Raw genomic sequence first — 22004 nt, forward strand, 5'->3', positions numbered from 1 at the left:
CGGGTCGGCGTGTCCCCGGAACCGGGCTGACCCGCCGCCCAGTAGGGTGTCGAACACACGTACTGCTGGCGGTTCGGGGAGGAGGCGGCGTGCGGGTGCTCGGCGTCGACCCGGGGCTTACCCGGTGTGGGGTCGGCGTGGTGGAGGGGGTGCCGGGCCGGCCCTGCACGCTGGTCGCCTACCACGTGGTGCGCACCGATCCGGACGACGAGCTGCCGAACCGCCTGCTGCACCTGGACCGCTGCCTGACCGACCTGGTCGCCGAGCACCGGCCGGACGCGGTGGCCGTGGAGCGGGTGTTCAGCCAGCACAACGTCCGGACGGTGATGGGCACCGCGCAGGCCAGTGGGATCGCCGTGCTGGCCGGTGCGCGGGCCGGGTTGCCGGTGCAGACGTACACCCCGAGCGAGGTCAAGGCCGCGGTGACCGGTTCCGGTCAGGCCGACAAGCAGCAGATGACCGCCATGGTGACCCGGCTGCTGCGGTTGGCCGAGCCGCCCCGGCCGGCGGACGCCGCCGATGCCCTGGCGCTGGCCATCTGCCACGTCTGGCGGGGTGGCACGCGGTCCCGGCTGGCGGCGGCGGCGCAGCGGGCACGACGAGGAGGAGCAAGATGATCGCCAGCGTACGCGGCACGGTGACCGCGACCGGTCCGGACCACGCGGTGGTGGAGGTGGGCGGGATCGGGCTGGCCGTCCAGTGCGCCCCCGGCACGCTGGCCGAGCTGCGGGTGGGCGCGCCGGCCCGGTTGGCCACCAGCCTGGTGGTCCGGGAGGACTCGCTCACCCTGTACGGCTTCGCCGACGACGACGCCAAGGCGCTGTTCGAGCTGCTCCAGACCGCCAGCGGGGTCGGCCCCCGGCTGGCCCAGGCGGTGCTCGCCGTGCACTCCCCCGAGGAGGTGCGCCGGGCCGTGGCCAACGCCGACATCGGCGCGCTGACCCGGGTGCCGGGGATCGGCAAGAAGGGCGCCGAGCGTCTGGTGCTGGAGCTGCGGGACCGGATCGGCCCGGTGCCGGTGGGCACCGACGGCGCGGCCGGGGTGACCGCCGGGGCCTGGCCCGAGCAGGTCCGTCAGGCCCTGGTCGGGCTCGGCTGGACGGCCGGCCAGGCCGACCAGGCGGTGGCCGCGGTGGCCGAGACCGTCGAGGGTCCGCCGCCGCCGGTGCCGGTGCTGCTCCGGCAGGCCATCCGGCTGCTGGGCCGGACCCGATGAGCGAGACCGAGGGGCTGATCTCGGCGTACGCCACCGACGCCGAGCGCGACGCGGAGGTCAGCGTCCGGCCCCGACGGCTGGCCGAGTTCATCGCCCAGCACCGGGTCCGCGACCAGCTCGACCTGCTGCTGCAGGGGGCCATGCGCCGGGGTTCCCCACCGGACCACATCCTGCTCTCCGGGCCGCCGGGGCTGGGCAAGACCTCGCTTGCCAACATCGTCGCCGCCGAGCTGGGCACCGGGATCCGGGTGACCAGCGGCCCGGCCATCGAACGCTCCGGGGACCTCGCCGCCATCCTGACCGGCCTGGCCGAGGGCGACGTGCTCTTCATCGACGAGATTCACCGGATCGCCCGCCCGGCGGAGGAGCTGCTCTACAGCGCGATGGAGGACTTCCGGGTCGACGTGGTGGTCGGCAAGGGGCCGGGGGCCACCGCGATCCCGCTGGACGTGGAGCCGTTCACCCTGGTCGGCGCGACCACCCGGTCGGGCCTGTTGACCGGCCCGATGCGGGACCGGTTCGGCTTCGTCGCGCACCTGGACTTCTACTCCCCGGCCGATCTGGAGGCGCTGCTGCACCGCTCGGCGCGGATCCTGGGGGTGCCGATCACCGACGACGGCGCGGCCGAGATCGCCGGCCGGTCCCGGGGCACCCCCCGGATCGCCAACCGGCTGCTGCGCCGGGTGCGCGACTTCGCCGAGGTCCGGGCCGACGGCGTGGTCACCGTGGAGACCGCCCGCGCCGCGCTCACCGTGTACGACGTCGACGCGCTCGGCCTGGACCGGCTGGACAAAGCGGTGTTGACCGCGCTTGTCGAGTCGTTCCGGGGCGGTCCGGTCGGGCTCTCCACCCTGGCCGTGGCGGTGGGGGAGCAGCCGGACACGGTCGAGGAGGTCTGCGAGCCGTTCCTGGTCCGGGCCGGCCTGTTGGCCCGGACGCCCCGGGGCCGGGTCGCCACCGAGGCCGCCTGGCACCATCTCGGCCGTATCCCACCGAATGGTACATTTGCCACCGAGTTGCCCGCCGTGCCCGACCTGTTCTCCGGCGCGCCGGATGAGCCGTGATCCGTTCGTGATCTGTGTCGCATTCGGCGTTCCCAGGTGCAGGGACTAGACTCGCCGCGGTCTGTACAGGACGTGAGAACTCGCCTCCGCTCCGGCGCCCGACGCGTCGGTCCGGGGGCTGATGGGAAGGTCAGCAACCGTGCTTATCGCAGCAGAGGGCGGCGGAGGAGCGAGCAGTTTCACGCCGCTCCTGATGATCGCTCTGCTCTTCGGCGTCATGTACTTCATGATGATCCGCCCCCAGCAGAAGCGCCGCCGGGAGGCGGAGCAGATGCAGTCCGGGCTGTCCGCCGGCGACGAGGTGGTCACCATCGGCGGTCTCTACGGCACGGTGACCGACGTCGACGACGAGACCGTCCTGCTGGAGGTCGCCCCCGGCGTGCAGACCCGGTACGCGCGCCCGGCCATCGCCCGGGTGACCAAGCGGGTCGAGCAGGAGGAGGAGACGTCCACCGGCACCACCGAGGGCGTCGAAGTCGTCAAGGAGTAGCTACCGCGCCCGTCGGGCAGCGGATATTGTCACAAGTGGATAGACAGGTCGGTGCCCGTCCCGGCACTCCCACGCCCCCCGTCCTTCGCCGCTGAGCCGGCGACGCGGGGGTGTCGTGCCAGGCGGGGAGCCGGCCAGGCACCGACGTCGCCGGGATCTCCGGCCCGACCTCCGCAGCCGTTCGCACCGGCGGCGCGACCGTACAGGGAGACAGGACAGCCGTGGCACCACCTCAGGGACAGATGCGCCCCGGGCGGCAGCTCGCCGTGCTCGGGATCATCTTCGTGGTCCTCTATCTTTTGGTGTTCTTCGCGGGCGGTGCCAGCGGTGGCTGGAAGGACCGGTTGGAGCCTCGGCTCGGGCTGGACCTGGTCGGCGGCACCCGGTTGACGCTGGAGGCGACCAACACCGTCGACGGCCGGCCGCCGACGTCGGAGAACCTCGAAGAGGCCCGGCAGATCATCGAGAGCCGGGTCAACGCCTACGGGGTGGCCGAGGCCGAGGTGGTGACCGAGGGCGACCGAAACATCGTCATCTCCCTGCCCGGTGAGAACCGCGACCTGACCGACGTCGGCAGCGCCGCCGAGCTGCGTTTCCGCAAGGTGCTCAAGGCCGCCGACGGCAGTGGCACGATCGCGCCGCCGCCGGCGGCGACGCCGAACCCGTCCGGCAGCCCGGCACCCAGCCCCTCCGGCGGCACCGAGCCGGAGGTCACCTCCTCGCCCTCGGGCGGACAGGGCGGGATGGCCCCCACCCCGGATGCCACCCCGACGCCGAGCGCCCCGGCCCCCTCGCCGAGCGCCAGCGCCGCGCCGGAGACGCAGACCATCGAGCAGCAGCGCCAGGCCGTGCAGCAGAAGGTGGGCGCCGAGGCCTGGCAGGCGGCCAACGCCCTGCAGGCCCCGGCCGACCTGGCCACCGACCCGTCGCTGGCCGAGAAGCTCGCCCCGTTCGCCGAGCTGACCCCGCGCGAGGTGGCGGTGCTGCCGGTCCCGGTGCAGTTCAACGTGCCTACCGTCGGCTGCGCCCAGCTCGACGAGCGGCCCCCGGCGTCGATCAAGGACGAGAACCAGCAGGCGGTGGCCTGCGAGGCCGGCGCCAAGTACCTGCTGGACCAGGCCAAGGTGCTCGGCACCGACGTCAGCGGCGCCAGCGCGGTGATGGACCAGACCAGCCAGTGGGTGGTCAGCCTGGACTTCAAGAGCGGGGGCCAGGAGAAGTGGACCGAGCTGACCCGTGAGTCGTTCAACAACACCGGGCAGGCCTGCGACGCCAGCGCGCTGGGCCAGGACGGCAAGTGCCGGGTCGCGGTCGTGCTGGACAACCGGATCGTCTCCGCCCCCGAGATCCAGGGCGTGCTGACCGGTAGCTCGCAGATCACCGGCAACTTCACCCAGGCCGCCGCCAGCGAGCTGGCCGGCAACCTGCGCTACGGCGCGCTGCCGGTGACCTTCGAGGAGCAGGAGCAGCAGAACGTCACCGCCACCCTGGGCGAGAGCCACCTGCGCGCCGGTCTGCTCGCCGCGGGTATCGGCATGCTGCTGGTCGTCATCTACTCGTTCTTCTACTACCGGCTGCTCGGCTCGGTGATCTTCCTGAGCCTGGTGCTGTCGGCGCTGCTGCTCTTCGGCGCGATCGTCTTCCTGGGCCGGCAGATCGGCTTCACCCTGACCCTCGCCGGGATCGCCGGCATCATCGTCTCGCTCGGTGTGGCCGCGGACTCCTTCGTCATCTACTTCGAACGGCTCAAGGACGAGATCCGCGAGGGCCGCAGTCCGCGCAGCGCGGTGCCTCGGGCCTGGACCCGGGCCCGTCGGACGATCATCTCGGCGAACGCCATCACGCTCATGTCGGCGGTGGTGCTCTACGTCGTGTCGGTAGGCACGGTGAAGGGCTTCGCCTTCGCCCTCGGCCTGGCCACCGTCCTGGACCTGCTGGTGGTCTTCCTCTTCCGGCACCCGATCATGACGATGTTCGCCCGCACCCGGGCGTTCCTGTCCCCGCGGGTCAGCGGCCTGGGCCGGGCCCTGCCCGCCCGCACCGAGCAGCCGGCCAAGCCCCGTAACCAGCGCGTCAAGGAGGCCTGAGCAATGGCTGATAATGGTCTGGGTGCCCGGCTCTACCGGGGCGAGGCCGGTCTCGACATCGTCGGCCGGCGCAGGCTGTGGTTCTCGGTCGCCGGCGTGCTGGTCCTGCTCGCGGTGCTCAGCGTCGGGATCCGCGGGTTCAGCCTGGGCATCGAGTTCGCCGGCGGCAACTCCTTCCAGGTGCCGGCCAGCGTCGGCACCCTGGAGGAGGCCGAGACGCAGGTCGACGAGGCGCTGGCCGGCCCGGGCGGCGGCGCCGAGGTGGTCACCGCCCAGCAGGTCGGTGGCACCAGCGGCAACTTCTACGAGATGCGGACCACCCAGCTCTCCACGGAGCAGGCCAACGCGGTCAAGACCGACCTGGCCGAGCGGTTCGGCATCCCCGCCGACCAGATCAGCGGCAACCAGGTGAGCGAGGCCTGGGGCAAGCAGGTCACCTCGCGGGCGCTGCTCGGTCTGGTGATCTTCATCGCCCTGGTCACGCTCTACCTGGTGGTGCGCTTCGAGTGGCGGATGGCGGTCGCCGCCATCTTCTCCCTGGTGATGAACCTGGTCCTCACCGCCGGCATCTACTCGGCGGTCGGCTTCGAGGTGACCCCGTCGACAATCGTCGGTTTCCTCACCATCCTGGGCTTCGCGCTCTACGACGTGGTGGTGGTCTTCGACAAGGTGCAGGAGAACACGAAGGGCATCACCGCCAACAACAACCAGACCTACGGTGACGCGGCCAACCTGGCGGTCAACCAGAGCCTGATGCGGTCGCTGAACACCTCCGTGGTCGCCCTGCTGCCGGTCGGCGGTCTGCTCTTCATCGGTGCCGGTCTGCTGGGCGCGGGGACCCTGAAGGACCTCGGTCTGGTGCTCTTCGTCGGTATGGCGATGGCGTTCCTGACCTCCATCCTGCTGGCCACCCCGCTGCTGGTGGTGCTCAAGAACCAGGAGCCTCGCATCCAGTCGCACAACAAGCGGGTGCTGGCCCGCCGGGGTGCCCTCGCCTCGGGGGAGAGCACCCCGAAGGGCGCGCCGCGTACCGCCGAGGAGCCGGACCACGAGCCCGACCAGGAGGTGCCGGCGCTGGCCGGCGCGACGCCGAAGGTCGGCGCCCGGCCGGCGGGCAAGCGCTCCGCCGGGGCCCGGGGCGGCCGGCCCGGCGGCGGCAACCGGCCGGGCGGCGCCAAACGGCGCTGACCGGGTCGCACCACCCACCCGGTGACAACCGGTTCGACGGCGTCCTTCATGCTGTGCGCGCAGCATGCAGGACGCCGTCGTCGTCGAAGGGGAACGGAAGCGCCGTGCCGGAGACCGAGAACTCAGTACGCGGAGACAGCGGCCCCGAGGTGGCCGCCCTGGTGGCCAGCCGGGTGCTGGACGTGCCGGACTTCCCCGTACCCGGTGTCCTGTTCAAGGACCTGATGCCGCTCTTCGCCGACGGCGCGGTGTTCCGCGAGGTGACCGACCGGATCGTGGCCCACCACGGCCGGGACTCCTTCGACGTGGTGGTCGGCATCGAGGCGCGCGGGTTCGTGGTCGCCGCCGCCGTCGCGTACGCCACCGGGGTGGGCGTGGTGCCGGTGCGCAAGGCCGGCAAGCTGCCCCGGGCGGCCCACTCGGCCTCCTACGCCCTGGAGTACGGCGAGGCCACCCTCCAGGTGCACACCGACGCGTTCACCGCCGGACACCGGGTGCTGGTGGTCGACGACGTGCTCGCCACCGGTGGCACCGCCGGGGCCACCCTCGACCTGGTCGAGCGGGCCGGCGGCACCGTCGCCGGCTTCACCGTGCTGCTGGAGTTGGCCTTCCTCGGTGGCCGGGACCGGCTCGCCCCGCGTCCGGTCCATGCCCTGCTGACCGTTTGACCCCGGTGGGCCGGCGGGCCGAGGTGGACCCGTACGACCGGCGGAGCGGCAGGGCACGGTGCGTACGGGTAGCATTGCCCATTGCTGGCCGGGCGGGCGACCGTCCGGCGGTGTGATACCCAGGCCGGCCCTGACGGTCGGCGCATCCCGGCGAGCGGTGAGGAGGCCGGTGTCCCACGATGTCGTCCCTCCGGCGGAGGGCACGGTGCACCCCACAGGCGACACGGACAGCTCGGTGACCGACCGGCAGGACACCACCGGTGAGTCGGCGGCGGGTGTCGCCGCCAACGGCACCGGACCGGCCGCCCCGAGTGACGTCGGACGGCCCGGAGACGGTGCCGCCGACCTTCGACCCTCCGGCGGCCTGGGCACGGGCTCCTTCGGTGACCCGGCTGCCGGCCCGGTGCTGACCTCCGACGCCGGTCCCGACCCGGTGGTGGTGGCGCTCGGCACCGACGAGGACCCCTCGCCGAGCGCCGGTTTCGGCCTGTCCAGCGCGCCGACCGGCCGCCGGGTGCGGGCCCGGCTCGCCCGGTTCAACGCCCCCTGGCAGACCTCGCAGGTAAGCGAGGTGCTGGAGCCGCTGATCGCGCTGCACCGCGAGAATCACCCCAAGGCCGACGCCCGGCTGCTCCAGCGGGCCTTCGACACCGCCGCCCGGTGGCACTCGGGTCAGTACCGCAAGTCCGGTGACCCGTACATCACCCACCCGTTGGCGGTCGCCGGCATCCTGGCCGCCCTGGGCATGGACACCACCACCCTGGTCGCGGCGCTGCTGCACGACACCATCGAGGACACCGAGTACACCCTCGACCAGATGCGCACCGACTTCGGCGGCGAGGTCGCGCTGCTCGTCGACGGGGTGACCAAGCTCGACAAGGTCAAGCTCGGTGACGCGGCCAAGGCCGAGACGATCCGCAAGATGGTCGTGGCGATGGCCAAGGACCCGCGGGTCCTGGTGATCAAGCTGGCCGACCGGCTGCACAACATGCGTACCCTCTCCTTCCTGCCCACGCCGAAGCGGGAGCAGAAGGCGAAGGAGACCCTGGAGATCCTCGCCCCGCTGGCTCACCGGCTGGGTATGAACACCATCAAGTGGGAGCTGGAGGACCTGGCCTTCGGCACCCTGTTCCCGAAGCGGTACGAGGAGATCCTCCGGCTGATCGGGGAGCACCAGCCGCAGCGGGAGGCGTTGCTCAAGCAGGTCACCCAGAAGGTGGGCACCGACCTCAAGGCCGCCAAGATCAAGGCGGAGACCACCGGCCGGCCGAAGCACCTCTACTCGATCTACCAGAAGATGATCGTGCGGGGGCGCGACTTCAACGACATCTACGACCTGGTCGGGGTGCGGATCCTGGTCGACACGGTGCGGGACTGCTACGCGGCGCTGGGGGTGATCCACGCCAACTGGCAGCCGGTGCCGGGCCGCTTCAAGGACTACATCGCGATGCCCAAGTTCAACATGTACCAGTCGCTGCACACGACGGTGATCGGGCCCACCGGCAAGCCGGTGGAGATGCAGATCCGCACCTACGCGATGCACCGTACGGCGGAGTTCGGCATCGCCGCGCACTGGAAGTACAAGGAGCACAAGGGCACCCAGGTCGTCGGCCCACCGGCACACATCGACGAGATGACCTGGCTGCGGCAGTTGCTGGACTGGCAGCGGGAGGCGGCCGACCCGAGCGAGTTCCTCGACGCGCTGCGCTTCGACCTGTCCAGCCAGGAGGTGTACGTCTTCACCCCGAAGGGCGACGTCATCCCGCTGCCGACCGGGTCGACGCCGGTGGACTTCGCCTACGCGGTGCACACCGAGGTCGGGCACAAGTGCATCGGGGCGCGGGTCAACGGCAAACTGGTGCCGTTGGAGTCGACGCTGTCCAACGGCGACGTGATCGAGATCTTCACCTCCAAGTCGGAGACGGCCGGCCCGACGCAGGACTGGCTGGGCTTCGTCAAGAGCCCCCGGGCCCGCACCAAGATCCGCCAGTACTTCAACAAGGAACGGCGTGAGGAGGCGATCGAGACCGGCAAGGACGCGATCGTCAAGGCGATGCGCAAGCACGGCATGCCGTTGCAGCGGATGCTCACCTCCGACAACCTGATGGCGGTCGCCCGGGACCTGCACCTGATCGACGTGGCCTCGCTCTACGCGGCGGTCGGCGACAGCCAGGTGTCGGCGCAGTCGGTGGTGCAGAAGCTGATGGCCACCTACGGCGGCGAGGAGGGCGCGGCGGAGGACATCGCCGAGACCGCCGTGGCCACCCGGCCGCCGCGCAGCCGGGCCTCCAGCCACGACCCGGGGGTGGTGGTCCGGGGCGTCAGCGACGTCTGGATCAAGCTGGCCCGCTGCTGCACCCCGGTGCCGCCGGACACCGTCTTCGGCTTCGTCACCCGCTCCGGCGGGGTGAGCGTGCACCGCGACGACTGCGCCAACGCCGAGGACCTGCGGGCGCAGAGCGAGCGGGTGGTCGAGGTCAGCTGGCGGCTCACCTCCGCCTCCACCTTCCTGGTGGCGATCCAGGTGGAGGCGTTGGACCGGCACAAGCTGCTGGCCGACGTCACCCGGATGCTCTCCGAGGAGCGGGTGAACATCCTCTCCGCGACCGTCACCACCACCCGGGACCGGGTGGCGGTGAGCCGGTTCAGCTTCGAGATGGCCGACCCGAAGCACCTGGGTCACCTGTTGGCCGCGGTCCGCAAGGTCGACGGCGTCTTCGACGCGTACCGGGTCACCTCGAACTCCTGACCCGGCGCCCACCAGCAGAGACGCCCGCCGGCTGCGAGCCGGCGGGCGTCCTTGTCGGTGCGTTGGGTCAGGCGTCGCTCATCGTCAGGTCGGTGATGACGACCTCCTTCTTGGGGTGGCCACCCCCGGCCTGCTCGGCGAAGGCCTTGTCGTCACCGGCCTTGGCGACCTCCTGGACCAGCTCCATCCCACCGGTGATGGTGCCCACCACGGTGTAGTTGGGGTCCAGCGGCGAGTCGCCGTAGACGATGAAGAACTGGCTGCCGGTGCTGCCCGCCTGCCCGGAGTTGGCCATCGCGATGACGCCCTCCGGGTACGGCGGACGTTTGTCGGTGGGCAGGTTCTCCTCGGCCAGCCGGTAGCTCGGGCCGCCGGTGCCGTCGGTGTCCCGCCAGCCCTTGCCGGTGGCGCTCGGGTCACCGCACTGCAGCACCTTGATGCCCTCGGTGACCAGCCGGTGGCACTTGCTGTTGTCGAAGAAGTCCTTGCTGGCCAGGTAGGTGAAGCTGCCGGCGGTGCAGGGGACCAGGGCCCGGTCGACCTTGGCGGTGATCGGACCCAGGTTGGTGGTGATCGTCATGGTCTGGGTGCCGGTGTTGGGCTGCTCCGCCGGCGGCATCCCGACGTCCTTGATCGTGGGCGGCCGCTGGTCGGCCGGGACCTCGGTGAAGGCGCACTGGACCTTACCGGCGGCCGGGCCGGCGGTCTGCTCGGTCTCGTCGTCGCCGCCGAGGCTGGTCGCCAGCCAGACGGTGCCGGCGACGACGAGCAGCAGCGCCGCCGAAGCCCCGACGACGGCCTGGGTCTGCCGGCGTTTGCGGGCCTTGGCCGCACGCTCGGCCATCTCCCGTTCGAGTCGGGCCCGCGCCGCGGCGCGCTGCCGATCTCTGGTGGACGTCACGCCTGGATCCTCCTGGACTGCTCGGGCGCGGTCGGTGCCGCTGGTCTGCTGGACGAGGGGTGGTCAGCCGGCGCTCGGGCTGGCCGACGGGGTAGGCGACACCGCGTCGCCGATCGGTGGCGCCGTCGTGGTCGGCTGGCCGACGGTGAGGCTCTGGATCACCACGTCGGTCTTGGGCTTGACCTTCTCCCCGGCCTCGTTCTCCACGGTCGGCAGGGCGCCGACCTTCTCCACCACGTCGAGCCCCTCGGTGACCCGGCCGATGACCGGGTACGCCGGCTCGGCCGGGTCGAAGTCCTTGAAGAAGATCAGGAACTGGCTGCCGTTGGCCCCCGGCGCGCTGCCGACCATCGCCACCGTGCCCTTCGGGTACGCCGGCGGCGCGTCGGCGGCGCCACTGGGCGCGGGCTCCGGCACGTTCTCGTTGTAGAACGAGTAGGTGGGCCCACCCAGGCCGGTGCCGCTGGGGTCACCGCAGCGCACCGCCCCCTCGGTGGTGATCTCGTGGCACGGGGTGTTGTCGTAGAACGAGCGGCTGGCCAGGTGTTCGATGCTCGCCGCGGCACAGGGCGCGGCGGTCAGGTCGAGCTCGGCGGTGACCGTGCCCTGGCCGGTGGTGACGGTCATCGAGCGGGTGCCCTCGGTGGGCAGCCCGGCGGTGGCCGGGGTGCCCACGTCCTTGAGGTTGGTGTTGCCGGCACCGTCCTGCGGGGTCCAGGCGCAGACGTCCGCGCTGGCCGTCTGCTCCTCGGGGTCGGAGTCGAAGGCGCCCAGCGCCCACGCCGAACCGGCGACGATCAGCACCAGCGCCAGTGCGGCGCCGACCCCGGCCTGGATCTGGCGACGCCGCCGTAGGGCGGCGGCCCGCCGGGCCTGCTGGCGGTCGAGCTTGGCCCGCGCCAGTTTGCGCTGCCGGTCCCTGCTGGAAGCCACCGGTGCTCCCCTTTCCTCTACCCTGGTCGTCGTGGCGGGCGGGCGTGCCCCGTCGGGCGTCACGTGCGCCACGCCACACGCCCGCCAGAGTGTACGGGTAACAACTGGGAAAGTGGTGTACGAGGTCGGTACCGGCCACCGGGCGCGGTCCCGTCGACGCATCGGAGCCGGTCACTGGCTGCCGTCGACACCCCGGGGCGGGCGGCCGGTGGGTGGCCCCGGGCCGGCTAGGCTGGCGACCGGAGGACACCTCGACGGAAGGGGAGCGGACGTGCTCGTGGCCGGCTTTCCCGCCCAGGCCTTCGACACCAACTGCTACGTGGTCGCCGCCGGCCCCGGGGAGCAGTGCGTGGTGGTCGACCCGGGCATCGGCGTCGTGGACCAGCTCGACGCCGTGCTCGCCGAGCACCGGCTGCACCCGGCCGCGGTGCTGCTCACCCACGGCCACGTCGACCACACCTTCTCGGTCGCGCCGGTGTGTGGCGCGCGGGGGATCACCGCGTACGTGCATCCGGGCGACCGGGAGATGCTGGCCGACCCGACCAAGGGCATCTCGGCGGACCTGGCCGCCCTCTTCGGCGGCCGGCTGGCCTACAGCGAGCCGGACGACGTCGCCGAGCTGACCGACGGCGCCACGCTCAGCCTGGCCGGCCTGGAGATCACCGTCGACCACGCCCCGGGTCATACCGGCGGGTCGGTGCTGTTCCGGCTGCCGGCCGCCGGCTCGGAGTGGGAGGCCGACCAGCTCTGCCTCTCCGGTGACGTGCTCTTCGCCGGCTCGATCGGCCGCACCGACCTGCCCGGTGGCAGCATGCCGGCGATGCTCGCCAGCCTGCGCGGCAAGATCCTGCCGCTGGCCGACGACACCGTGGTGCTGCCGGGCCACGGCCCCGCCACCACCATCGGTCGCGAGCGGGCCGGCAACCCGTACCTGCGCCAGGTGTCGGAGGTCGACGCCGGTCGGCCGGTCGGCCCCGCCCGCGGCCTGTAGCCCGCACCGCAACGACCTGCCCTACCGGCACGACTTCGCCGCACCGCCACGACCTGTCCGCGCGTCGCGCGGGACCGCGAGGAGCACCTCATGAGCAAGCCCACGCCCATCTCCGGGTTCCCGGAGTGGACCCCGGCGCAACGGATGATCGAGCAGTTCGTCCTCGACCGGATCCGGGCCACCTTCGAGCTGTACGGCTTCGCCCCGCTGGAGACCCGCGCGGTGGAGCCGCTGGACCAGCTGCTGCGCAAGGGGGAGACCTCCAAGGAGGTCTACGTGATCCGCCGGTTGCACGAGGAGCCGGGCGCGACGGCCGGTGACGACTCGCTCGGCCTGCACTTCGACCTGACCGTGCCGTTCGCCCGGTACGTGCTGGAGAACGCCGGCAAGCTGCAGTTCCCGTTCCGCCGGTACCAGATCCAGAAGGTGTGGCGGGGCGAGCGTCCGCAGGAGGGGCGCTACCGGGAGTTCGTCCAGGCCGACATCGACATCGTCGACCGGGACACCCTGGCCGCGCACCACGAGGCGGAGATGCCGCTGGTGATCGGCGACGCGCTGCGCTCGCTGCCGATCCCGCCGGTGACCATCCAGGTCAACAACCGCAAGATCTGTGAGGGCTTCTACCGGGGCATCGGGCTGACCGACCCGGAGGCGACCCTGCGGGCGGTGGACAAGCTCGACAAGATCGGCCCGGCGAAGGTCGCCGACCTGCTCGCCGAGACCGCCGGGGCGAGCCCGGCGCAGGCCAAGGCGTGCCTGGCGCTGGCGGAGATCTCCGCACCGGACGCCTCCTTCGCCGACGCGGTGCACGCCCTGGGGGTGACCGACCCGCTGCTGGAGGAGGGGATCGCCGAACTGGTCGCGGTGGTGCAGACCGCCGCCGCGCACTCGCCCGGTCTCTGCGTGGCCGACCTGCGCATCGCCCGGGGGCTGGACTACTACACCGGCACCGTCTACGAGACCCAGCTCGCCGGGTACGAGCGGTTCGGCTCGATCTGCTCCGGCGGCCGGTACGACAACCTGGCCAGTGCGGGCGCGGTGTCGTACCCGGGGGTGGGGATCTCGATCGGGGTGACCCGGCTGCTCGGGCTGCTCTTCGGCGCCGGTGAGCTGTCGGTGTCCCGGTCGGTGCCGACGTGCGTGCTGGTCGCGGTGGCCAACGAGGAGCAGCGGACGGCGAGCAACCGGGTCGCCGAGGCGCTGCGTCGGCAGGGGGTGCCGACCGAGGTGTCGCCGAGCGCGGCCAAGTTCGGCAAGCAGATCCGGTACGCCGAGCGGCGGGGCATCCCGTACGTCTGGTTCCCGGGGGCCGAGGGGGCCGCGGACGAGGTCAAGGACATCCGGTCCGGCACGCAGGTCGAGGCGGTGGCGGGGCAGTGGACGCCGCCGGCGGCCGACCGCACCCCCCTGGTCGGCTGAGACGTTACTGGCGCGTACGCCGGATGCGACCTACGGTTGCGTAAGTTACGCCACCGTAGGGAGATCCTCGTGACCACACTGAGCCAGACCGCACTCCTGCTCGAACTCGAGCCCGTGGTGGAGCGCAACCTGAACCGGCACCTCACCATGGCCAAGGAGTGGTTCCCCCACGAGTACGTGCCGTGGAGCGAGGGACGCACCTTCGACGGCCGGCTCGGCGGCGAGCCGTGGCAGGAGTCCGACTCGACGCTGCCGGACGTGGCCCGCACCGCGCTCATCGTCAACCTGCTGACCGAGGACAACCTGCCCTCGTACCACCACCAGATCGCCACCCTCTTCGGCCGCGACGGCGCCTGGGGGACCTGGGTGCACCGCTGGACGGCCGAGGAGGGGCGGCACGGCATCGCGATCCGCGACTACCTGACCGTGACCCGGGCCGTCGACCCGGTGGAGCTGGAACGGGCCCGGATGGTGCACATGTCCCACGGGTACTCCAACGCGCACGACCACCACATGCTCAACTCCCTGGCGTACGTGTCGTTCCAGGAGCTGGCCACCCGGATCTCGCACCGCAACACCGGCAAGGCCACCGGCGACCCGGTCTGCGACGCCCTGCTGGCCCGCATCGCCGCCGACGAGAACCTGCACATGGTCTTCTACCGCAACCTGCTCGCCGCCGGGTTCGAGGTGGCCCCGAGCCAGACGATGCGCGCGGTCGCCGACGTGCTCGGCAACTTCGCCATGCCGGGGGTCGGCATCGAGGGCTTCACCCGCAAGTCGGTGGCGATCGCCCTGGCCGGCATCTACGACCTGCGCCAGCACCGCGACGAGGTGGTCATGCCGGTGCTGCGCCAGTGGGACGTCTTCAACGTCACCGGCCTGGACGCCGACGGGGCGGCCGCCCAGGAGTGGATCGGCGCGCACCTCGACGATCTGGACCGCGCCGCGTCCCGCTTCGAGGAGAAGCGCGACGCCCGCAACGCCCGTCTCGCCGCCGCCCGCTGACCCACCCCACCTTTCGCGGTCACCGTCGCGCCATCTTCCGCGTCACCTTCGCGCCGCCGAGCGCCGGCCGCCCGCTGTCGGGGCGGACCGGCGCTCGGTCGCGTCCTGCCGCAGGTACGTCCCACGACAACGGTGGGTGTCCAGATTGTTGCGCTTGGATCGCGTCACGTATGTGAGGGGTGGAATGCTATGGATCAATCTCTTGATTAGCCAATCAGACATGTGAATACTTCTCCGGGACGCGGCTGTTTCCCCAGATCAGCCGGATTTGCTCCACCCGGGCCCGTCACCCCCGCCGGGCCCGTCACCCCCTCCCGGGAGGTCAGTACATGCGACCCACGAGGTCAACCCTCCGCCACGCCGCCACCATCGCCGTGGCCGGATCCCTGGTCGTCGGCTCGCTGATCGGCGCGCCCGCCCAGGCCGCGCCCGCCTCGCCCGCCTCACCCGACGCCGCCACCGCCCTCGCCGAGCGCCTCGGCGACCGGTCCGCCGGGGCGTACGCCGACGCCTCCGGCAAGATGGTCGTCACGGTCACCGACGCCGCCGCCGCGCGGCAGGTCACCGCCAACGGTGCCACACCCAAGCTGGTCAAGCGGGGCGCCGCCGAGCTGGCCAGGGCCACCAGCGAGCTGGACCGCTCGATCACCATCGCCGGCACCGCCTGGTGGACCGACCCGGTCACCAACCAGGTGGTCGTCTCCGTCGACCCCACCGTGACCGGCGCGAAGCTGGCCAAGGTCCAGGCCGCCGCCGCGAAGTCCAACGGCGCGGTCCGCATCGAGGCCGAGGCCGGCGTGCTGAGCACCCGCATCTCCGGCGGCCAGGCCATCTACGCCGGCGGCGGCGGCCGCTGCTCGCTGGGCTTCAACGTCCGCAGCGGCAGCACCTACTACTTCCTGACCGCCGGGCACTGCACCAACATCTCGGCGAGCTGGTACTCCAACTCCGCCCAGACCAGCCTGCTCGGCAGCCGTACCGGCAGCAGCTTCCCGGGCAACGACTACGGCATCGTGCGGCACAACAACGCCGCCAACGCCTCCGGTGACGTCTCGCTCTACAACGGCACCGTCCGGGACATCACCGCCGCCGGCAACGCCACCGTCGGCCAGTCGGTGCAGCGCTCCGGCAGCACCACCGGGCTGCGCAGCGGCTCGGTGACCGCGCTCAACGCCACCGTCAACTACGCCGAGGGCCGGGTCACCGGCCTGATCCGGACCAACGTCTGCGCCGAGCCGGGCGACAGCGGCGGCTCCCTGTTCAGCGGCTCCATCGCCCTGGGCCTCACCTCGGGCGGCAACGGCAACTGCCGACTCGGCGGCACGACCTACTTCCAGCCGGTCGGCGAGGCGCTCAGCGCCTACGGCGTCAGCATCTTCTGACCCACCGACGCACCGAGCGGGCCGCCGACCCCCGGCGGCCCGCTCGCCGCTGTGTAAGGAAGGGCCCCCTGTTAACGCTTTCGGTAGAGCAGGGTCCCCCTCTCACCGCCTGAACCGGGCGGCCGGCCCGGACGAGGCGGCCGGGCCCCGACGAGGCCGCTGGTCGGAAGGGGCGCTGGGCGCGGACGGGGTCGCTACGCCCGGACGAGGCCGCCGGGCCGGACGAGGCCGCCGGGCCGGGCGGGGCCGCCGGGCCGGGCGGGGGCGCCGGGCCGGGCGGGGGCGCCGGACGGTCGCGTCGCGCGGGTCCGCCGCTCAGCGTCGGGAGCGGGTGGTCAGCGCGCCGGCGACCAGCAGCGGGCAGAGCGCCTCGGCGGCGGCGGCCACCCGTTCGGCCAGCCCCACCCGGTCGCCGCCCCCGGCCAACTCGACGACGAACCAGGCCACCAGGACCAGCAGGCCGACCGAGAGCGCGACCCACCGAAGCCGGCTGTCCGCGTACCCCTCAGGGGTCGTCCGGGTTGACGGGTGGCGGCCGGCCTCGGACCCGGCCGGTCGCGGACCGGGGGTGGTTGGGCCCCGGGTAGCGGCGGGCGGGGCGAACGCCGGCCAGAGCGCCAGCGCGCCGAAGGCCACCGCGGCGGCGACGGTGTGCGGCGCGGCGCTGCCGCCCCCGGCCGGCAGCGGAAACGCGGCCACCGCGACGGTGGCCACCCCGCCGAGCGCGAGCAGTGCCCGCCCACCGGCACCGAGGGTACGCAGACCGGCGGCGGTCACGCAGTGGCACAACCCGAGGCCGACCAGCCCGAGCGTCATGATCCACCGGTCGGTGGCGTCGACGGCGGCGAGCGCGCTGATCGTCCCGGAGACCCCGTCGAAACCGCCGGGCTGGCGGGCCGCGCCCAGCGTCCAGCCGCCGATCAGGAAGACCGGCGCCGCGCCGGCGGAGGCCAGCACCCACCGGGGTACGACACGCATCCCGGCACCGTACGCGGTGCCGACGGCGGCTGAGCGGGCCAGGTCGGGTTCCCCTCCGGTCCACGGCGACGGCCTCAGGTGGTAACAGGGGACCCTTCCTATACCGGATGCGTTAACCGGGGGCCCTTCCTTACGGTGGGGTGCGCCCGGTGGGGGTGGACGGTGGAGGGCCCTGACAGAATGCGGGGGCAGCCGTTAGACGTGAGGAGACGTAAGCCGTGATCCGTACCCATGACGCCGGCAGCCTGCGCGCCAGCGACGCCGGCACGACGGTGACGCTCGCCGGGTGGGTGGCCCGCCGGCGCGACCACGGCGGTGTCGTCTTCGTCGATCTGCGTGACGCCTCCGGGGTCGCCCAGGTGGTCCTGCGCGAAGAGGACGCGCACGCGCTGCGCAACGAGTTCTGTGTCAAGGTCACCGGCGAGGTGACCCGCCGCCCCGAGGGCAACGAGAACCCCGAGCTGCCGACCGGCGAGGTGGAGGTGACCGCCGCCGCGCTGGAGGTGCTCTCCGAGGCCGCGCCGCTGCCGCTGCCGGTGGACGACCAGATCGAGGCCGGCGACGACATCCGGCTCAGGTACCGCTACCTCGACCTGCGTCGGGGTGGCCCGGCGAAGGCGATGCGGCTGCGTTCGCGCGCCAACCAGCTCGCCCGCGCCGTGCTGCACGAGCGGGACTTCCTGGAGATCGAGACGCCGACGCTCACCCGCTCCACGCCCGAGGGCGCCCGTGACTTCCTGGTCCCGGTGCGGCTGCAGCCGGGCAGCTGGTACGCGTTGCCGCAGTCGCCGCAGCTGTTCAAGCAGCTGTTGATGGTCGGTGGAATGGAGCGGTACTACCAGATCGCCCGCTGCTACCGCGACGAGGACTTCCGCGCCGACCGGCAGCCGGAGTTCACCCAGCTCGACATCGAGATGTCCTTCGTCACCCAGGACGATGTGATCGACCTCGGCGAGGAGATCGTCGTCGCGCTCTGGTCCGACCTGGCCGGCCACGAGATCCCCCGGCCGATCCCGCGGATCACCTGGCACGACGCCATGGCCCGGTACGGCTCGGACAAGCCGGACCTGCGCTACGGCGTGGAGCTGACCGAGCTGACCGAGTACCTGCGCGGCACCACGTTCCGGGTCTTCGCCGGCGCGATCGACGCGGGTGGGTACGTCGGCGCGGTGGTCATGCCGGGCGGCGCCAGCCAGACCCGCAAGGAGCTGGACGGCTGGCAGGACTGGGCCAAGGCGCGTGGCGCGAAGGGCCTGGCGTACGTGGTGCTGGACGCCGAGACCGGCCAGCCGCGCGGCCCGGTGGCGAAGAACCTCTCCGAGGAGCACCTGTCCGGGCTGGCCGACGCCGTCGGCGCGAAGCCCGGCGACGCGATCTTCTTCGCCGCGAGTACGCACACCCGGGAGGCGCAGGAGCTGCTCGGCGCGGCCCGGACCGAGATCGCCAAGCGGGCGAAGCTGGTCGACGAGAGCGCCTGGGCGTTCTGCTGGGTGGTCGACGCGCCGATGTTCGAGCCGACCTCCGACGACAACGGCGGCACGGGCGGCTGGACGGCGGTGCACCACCCGTTCACCTCGCCGAACGCCGACTGGGTGGACCGGTTCGAGGAGGCACCTGACCGGGCGCTGGCCTACGCGTACGACATCGTCTGCAACGGCAACGAGATCGGCGGCGGGTCGATCCGTATCCACCGGGGCGACGTGCAGAAGCGGGTCTTCGACCTGCTCGGCATCACCCCGGAGGAGGCGCAGGACAAGTTCGGCTTCCTGCTGGAGGCGTTCAAGTACGGCGCGCCTCCGCACGGCGGGATCGCCTTCGGTTGGGATCGGGTCTGCATGCTGCTCGCCGGGGCGGACTCGATCCGTGAGGTGATCGCCTTCCCGAAGACCCGGGGCGGGTTCGACCCGCTGACCGGCGCGCCGACGCCGGTAACCGCCCAGCAGCGGCTGGAGGCGGGCATCGACGCCAAGCCGAAGCCGGCCGCCGCGCCGCGTACCGGCACCGCCGGCCCGGCCGCCCCGGTGGCCGACCCGGTCTGAGGCTGGTCGGCCCACGGCGGCCAGGAGCACGGGACGACGGCGGTCCCCGGTGGGCGGTGGCAGGTCGGCCGGCCACCGGGGCACGGCAGGACAGGAGATGACGTGACGCTGCTGGTGGTGGGCGCCAGCGGGTACCTCGGCGGTGAGGTGTGCCGCCAGGCGGTCGCGGCGGGGCGACGGGTGGTCGGCACGTACCACGCCAACCGGGTCGAGCTGCCCGGGGTCGAGGTGCGCCGGCTGGACGTGACCGACCGGTCCGCCGTGCGCACCCTGGTCGCGGCCGTGCGGCCGACCACCATGGTGAGCACCCCCTACCGGTACGACGACTGGACGGTCACCGCCGACGGCGCGGCCCACGTGGCCTACGCCGCCGCCGAGGCCGGTGCCCGGTTGGTGCACCTGTCCAGCGACGCGGTGCACGCCGGCCGCCCCGAGCCGTACGCCGACGACGAGGTGCCGACCCCGGTCTTCGCGTACGGGGCGGCGAAGGCGGCGGCGGAGACCGCCGTGCGGGCGATCGACCCGGGGGCGGCGCTGGTGCGTACCTCGTTGATCGTCGGCGACGAGCGCAGCGCGCAGATCCGGCTCTGTCTGGACGCCCTCGCCGGTCGCGCGGCGCTCTTCACCGACGAGGTCCGCTGCCCGGTCGACGTGACGGACCTGGCCGCCGCCGTGCTGGAGGTGGCCGCCGGTGATCACGCCGGCCTGCTCAACGTCGCCGGCCCGGAGGGGGTCAGCCGCGCCGGGCTGGGGCTGCTGGTGGCCCGCCGGTTCGGGCTCGACCCGGCCGGCCTGCGGACCGCCACCAGCGCCGGGTCGGGCCTGGTCCGCCCGGTCGAGGTACGACTGGACATCTCCCGGGCCGCCAGCCTGCTGAGCACCCGCCTGCGCGGCGTCACCGAGCTGCTCACCCGCTGAGCGCCGGACCGGGACAGTTCCACCGTGGAGATTGGCGAGCCGACCGAAGGGGTACATCCCGGTCGACCTACTGGTAACCCCCACCGGAGGACCACCATGCTCGCCATCGTCGCCGCCGTCGTCTTCGGCTTCGCGCTCCTGCTCGACCTCATCAACTCCAACCTCGGCGCACCGGACCTGTTCAACTGGAACACTCTCGTGCTGATCGGGCTCCTGCTGCTGGCGCTGCACCTGGGCGGGGTCGGCAGCCGGGTCCGGCGCGGTCGACGCTGACCGGTACCGATCATCACCGGGCCGGGGCCGCGCCGCGATTCAGGCGGTGCGGACCCGGCCCGGTACTGTTCCTCTGATGGATTCCGACGCCCTGTTCCCACTCGGTGAGCCGACCGGCGCGCCCAGCGCCCCCGCCGGGGCCGGCGTCGATGTCTTCACCACCGTGGGCACGGACGCCCCGCTACCGGTCCGGATGCGCCCGGCGAGCATCGAGGAGCTGGTCGGGCAGGAGCATCTGCTCGCCCCGGGCGCTCCGCTGCGACAGCTCGTCGGTGGTGGCGCGCCGCTGTCGGTCATTCTCTGGGGCCCGCCCGGCAGTGGCAAGACCACCATCGCCCACCTGGTCGCCCGGGCCACCGACCGCCGCTTCGTGGCGATGTCCGCCCTGTCGGCGGGGGTCAAGGACGTCCGCGCGGTCATCGACACCGCCCGTCGGCAGCGCCGCTCGGGCGGCCCGCAGACCGTGCTCTTCATCGACGAGGTGCACCGGTTCAGCAAGACCCAGCAGGACTCGCTGCTCGCCGCGGTCGAGGACCGGACGGTCACGCTGCTCGCCGCCACCACCGAGAACCCGTACTTCTCGGTCATCTCCCCGCTGTTGTCCCGGTGTGTACTGCTCACCCTCCAGCCGTTGGACGATGCGGCCGTGCGCGGCCTGCTGCGCCGCGCGGTCACCGACGAGCGCGGCCTGGCCGGCGCGCTCACGCTGGCGAGCGAGGCCGAGGACCATCTGGTACGCCTGGCCGGCGGCGACGTCCGCAAGGCGCTGACCGCGCTGGAGGCCGCAGCCGCCTCCGCGACGGCGCTGGGCGCCGACCGGATCGATTTGGCCACCGCCGAGCAGGCCGTCGACGTGGCGGCGGTGCGCTACGACCGGGCCGGTGACGCCCACTACGACGTGACCAGCGCCTTCATCAAGAGCATGCGCGGCTCCGACGTGGACGCGGCCCTGCACTGGCTGGCCCGGATGCTGGTCGCCGGTGAGGACGCGAGGTTCATCGCCCGTCGGCTGGTGATCTTCGCCAGCGAGGATGTCGGGATGGCCGACCCGAGTGCGCTGAGTGTGGCCACCGCCACCGCCCACGCGGTGGAGTACGTCGGTCTGCCGGAGGTCCAACTGAACCTCGCCCAGGCGGTGATCCACCTGGCCACCGCCCCCAAGTCGAACTCCGCCACCGTCGCCATCGGGGCGGCGATCGGCGACGTCCGGGCCGGTCGGGGTGGACCGGTGCCCCGGGGACTGCGCGACGCCCACTACGCCGGCGCGCGGGGGCTCGGACACGGCACCGGCTACCGCTATCCGCACGACGACCACCGTGGGGTGGTCACCCAGCAGTACGTGCCCGACGATCTTGTCGGTACCGACTACTACCGTCCCGGTGGACACGGCGCGGAGCGGTCGGTCGCCACCCGGCTGCCGTTGCTGCGGCGGATCGTCCGCGGGCTGCCGCAGCCGGCACCCGGTGCCGGGGGCGTGGCCCCGGGAGAGGGTCGCGATCCGTCGGGGTCAGGTGGTCGGTCGGCGACGCGTGACCGGTCGGGGGCCATTGACCGGTCGGGGGCAGTGGCCGCCGACGCGGCCGAGGAGGGCGGCGCAGATGCCGTCGGGGAGGGTCAGCAGTGAGATCCCGTGGTTCGGAGCAACCGGAGGACGGCCCGGACGAGCGGCGTGATCCACGCCCCAAGGGACGCCGCTGGGGGCG

General features: G+C 72.6%; 19 protein-coding genes. 16 read left to right on the forward strand and 3 right to left on the reverse strand.

From position 1 onward, the window contains the following. Positions 1–89 precede the first annotated feature (89 nt). The 8 genes from ruvC to GA0070617_RS12045 all read left to right on the forward strand — a co-directional run bounded on the left by ruvC (position 90) and on the right by GA0070617_RS12045 (position 9462). Positions 90–617 (forward strand): crossover junction endodeoxyribonuclease RuvC, encoded by a 528-nt coding sequence (gene ruvC / locus GA0070617_RS12010; RefSeq protein ID WP_091436526.1) that lies wholly within the window; start codon positions 90–92, stop codon positions 615–617. Further along, on the forward strand, positions 614–1216 hold the full coding sequence (gene ruvA / locus GA0070617_RS12015; RefSeq protein ID WP_091436528.1) for a Holliday junction branch migration protein RuvA: 603 nt from the start codon (positions 614–616) through the stop codon (positions 1214–1216). The genes ruvC and ruvA overlap by 4 nt, the downstream gene beginning before the upstream one ends. Continuing rightward, positions 1213–2280, forward strand: coding sequence for a Holliday junction branch migration DNA helicase RuvB (gene ruvB, locus GA0070617_RS12020; RefSeq protein WP_091436530.1), 1068 nt, complete (start codon positions 1213–1215; stop codon positions 2278–2280). The genes ruvA and ruvB overlap by 4 nt, the downstream gene beginning before the upstream one ends. A gap of 121 nt (positions 2281–2401) precedes the next feature. Continuing rightward, positions 2402–2770 carry a preprotein translocase subunit YajC gene (gene yajC / locus GA0070617_RS12025; RefSeq protein WP_091436532.1) on the forward strand — a complete coding sequence of 123 codons (369 nt, stop codon included), beginning with the start codon at positions 2402–2404 and terminating at the stop codon, positions 2768–2770. Positions 2771–2991: 221 nt separating this feature from the next. Beyond that, on the forward strand, positions 2992–4857 hold the full coding sequence (gene secD, locus GA0070617_RS12030; RefSeq protein ID WP_175440505.1) for a protein translocase subunit SecD: 1866 nt from the start codon (positions 2992–2994) through the stop codon (positions 4855–4857). Positions 4858–4860: 3 nt separating this feature from the next. Beyond that, positions 4861–6045: a protein translocase subunit SecF gene (gene secF / locus GA0070617_RS12035; protein ID WP_091436536.1), complete on the forward strand. Its 1185-nt coding sequence runs from the start codon at positions 4861–4863 to the stop codon at positions 6043–6045. A gap of 104 nt (positions 6046–6149) precedes the next feature. Beyond that, on the forward strand, positions 6150–6713 hold the full coding sequence (locus tag GA0070617_RS12040) for an adenine phosphoribosyltransferase (RefSeq protein WP_091436538.1): 564 nt from the start codon (positions 6150–6152) through the stop codon (positions 6711–6713). Positions 6714–6882: 169 nt separating this feature from the next. After that, entirely contained in the window at positions 6883–9462 is a 2580-nt protein-coding gene (locus GA0070617_RS12045; protein WP_091436540.1) for a RelA/SpoT family protein, read from the forward strand. Between the two features lie 67 nt (positions 9463–9529). Here GA0070617_RS12045 and GA0070617_RS12050 read toward each other — a convergent pair whose 3' ends face one another. Beyond that, complete coding sequence (locus GA0070617_RS12050; protein ID WP_091436542.1) at positions 9530–10363, reverse strand: peptidylprolyl isomerase; 834 nt, start codon at positions 10361–10363, stop codon at positions 9530–9532. Positions 10364–10426: 63 nt separating this feature from the next. Next, a complete protein-coding gene (locus GA0070617_RS12055) occupies positions 10427–11296 on the reverse strand; it encodes a peptidylprolyl isomerase (RefSeq protein WP_091436544.1) in 870 nt (289 codons plus the stop codon). A gap of 271 nt (positions 11297–11567) precedes the next feature. Between GA0070617_RS12055 and GA0070617_RS12060 the strand changes: the two genes are divergently transcribed. The 4 genes from GA0070617_RS12060 (at position 11568) to GA0070617_RS12075 (ending at position 16093) form a co-directional block, all read left to right on the forward strand. Beyond that, positions 11568–12287 (forward strand): MBL fold metallo-hydrolase, encoded by a 720-nt coding sequence (locus tag GA0070617_RS12060; protein WP_091436546.1) that lies wholly within the window; start codon positions 11568–11570, stop codon positions 12285–12287. Between the two features lie 90 nt (positions 12288–12377). Beyond that, on the forward strand, positions 12378–13706 hold the full coding sequence (gene hisS, locus GA0070617_RS12065; protein WP_091436549.1) for a histidine--tRNA ligase: 1329 nt from the start codon (positions 12378–12380) through the stop codon (positions 13704–13706). Between the two features lie 69 nt (positions 13707–13775). Beyond that, positions 13776–14711 carry an acyl-ACP desaturase gene (locus GA0070617_RS12070; protein WP_091436551.1) on the forward strand — a complete coding sequence of 312 codons (936 nt, stop codon included), beginning with the start codon at positions 13776–13778 and terminating at the stop codon, positions 14709–14711. 329 nt (positions 14712–15040) lie between these two features. After that, complete coding sequence (locus tag GA0070617_RS12075; protein WP_091436553.1) at positions 15041–16093, forward strand: S1 family peptidase; 1053 nt, start codon at positions 15041–15043, stop codon at positions 16091–16093. Between the two features lie 315 nt (positions 16094–16408). Here GA0070617_RS12075 and GA0070617_RS12080 read toward each other — a convergent pair whose 3' ends face one another. Further along, positions 16409–17071 (reverse strand): DUF998 domain-containing protein, encoded by a 663-nt coding sequence (locus GA0070617_RS12080; protein ID WP_091436555.1) that lies wholly within the window; start codon positions 17069–17071, stop codon positions 16409–16411. Between the two features lie 218 nt (positions 17072–17289). Here GA0070617_RS12080 and aspS point away from each other — a divergent pair, with 218 nt between their 5' ends. The 4 genes from aspS (at position 17290) to GA0070617_RS12095 (ending at position 21925) form a co-directional block, all read left to right on the forward strand. Beyond that, positions 17290–19110, forward strand: a complete 1821-nt coding sequence (aspS, locus tag GA0070617_RS12085) for an aspartate--tRNA ligase (protein ID WP_091436558.1) — start codon at positions 17290–17292, stop codon at positions 19108–19110. Between the two features lie 102 nt (positions 19111–19212). Further along, entirely contained in the window at positions 19213–20028 is an 816-nt protein-coding gene (locus tag GA0070617_RS12090; protein ID WP_091436561.1) for a sugar nucleotide-binding protein, read from the forward strand. 96 nt (positions 20029–20124) lie between these two features. Next, positions 20125–20301 (forward strand): hypothetical protein, encoded by a 177-nt coding sequence (locus GA0070617_RS30530; RefSeq protein WP_175440506.1) that lies wholly within the window; start codon positions 20125–20127, stop codon positions 20299–20301. Between the two features lie 76 nt (positions 20302–20377). Continuing rightward, entirely contained in the window at positions 20378–21925 is a 1548-nt protein-coding gene (locus GA0070617_RS12095) for a replication-associated recombination protein A (RefSeq protein WP_091436564.1), read from the forward strand. The last annotated feature ends 79 nt before the right edge of the window (positions 21926–22004 follow it).

This window comes from Micromonospora yangpuensis (genome assembly GCF_900091615.1).
In the GTDB taxonomy this organism is placed as follows: Bacteria; Actinomycetota; Actinomycetes; order Mycobacteriales; family Micromonosporaceae; genus Micromonospora; species Micromonospora yangpuensis.

What these genes read in the sequence shown, in the direction of transcription:
- GA0070617_RS30530 (WP_175440506.1), top strand. Translation starts at nt 20,125, where the DNA reads ATGCTCGCCATCGTCGCCGCCGTCGTCTTCGGCTTCGCGCTCCTGCTC.
- GA0070617_RS12080 (WP_091436555.1), bottom strand. Translation starts at nt 17,071, where the DNA reads ATGCGTGTCGTACCCCGGTGGGTGCTGGCCTCCGCCGGCGCGGCGCCG.
- GA0070617_RS12075 (WP_091436553.1), top strand. Translation starts at nt 15,041, where the DNA reads ATGCGACCCACGAGGTCAACCCTCCGCCACGCCGCCACCATCGCCGTG.
- ruvA (WP_091436528.1), top strand. Translation starts at nt 614, where the DNA reads ATGATCGCCAGCGTACGCGGCACGGTGACCGCGACCGGTCCGGACCAC.
- secF (WP_091436536.1), top strand. Translation starts at nt 4,861, where the DNA reads ATGGCTGATAATGGTCTGGGTGCCCGGCTCTACCGGGGCGAGGCCGGT.
- yajC (WP_091436532.1), top strand. Translation starts at nt 2,402, where the DNA reads ATGGGAAGGTCAGCAACCGTGCTTATCGCAGCAGAGGGCGGCGGAGGA.
- ruvB (WP_091436530.1), top strand. Translation starts at nt 1,213, where the DNA reads ATGAGCGAGACCGAGGGGCTGATCTCGGCGTACGCCACCGACGCCGAG.
- GA0070617_RS12095 (WP_091436564.1), top strand. Translation starts at nt 20,378, where the DNA reads ATGGATTCCGACGCCCTGTTCCCACTCGGTGAGCCGACCGGCGCGCCC.
- hisS (WP_091436549.1), top strand. Translation starts at nt 12,378, where the DNA reads ATGAGCAAGCCCACGCCCATCTCCGGGTTCCCGGAGTGGACCCCGGCG.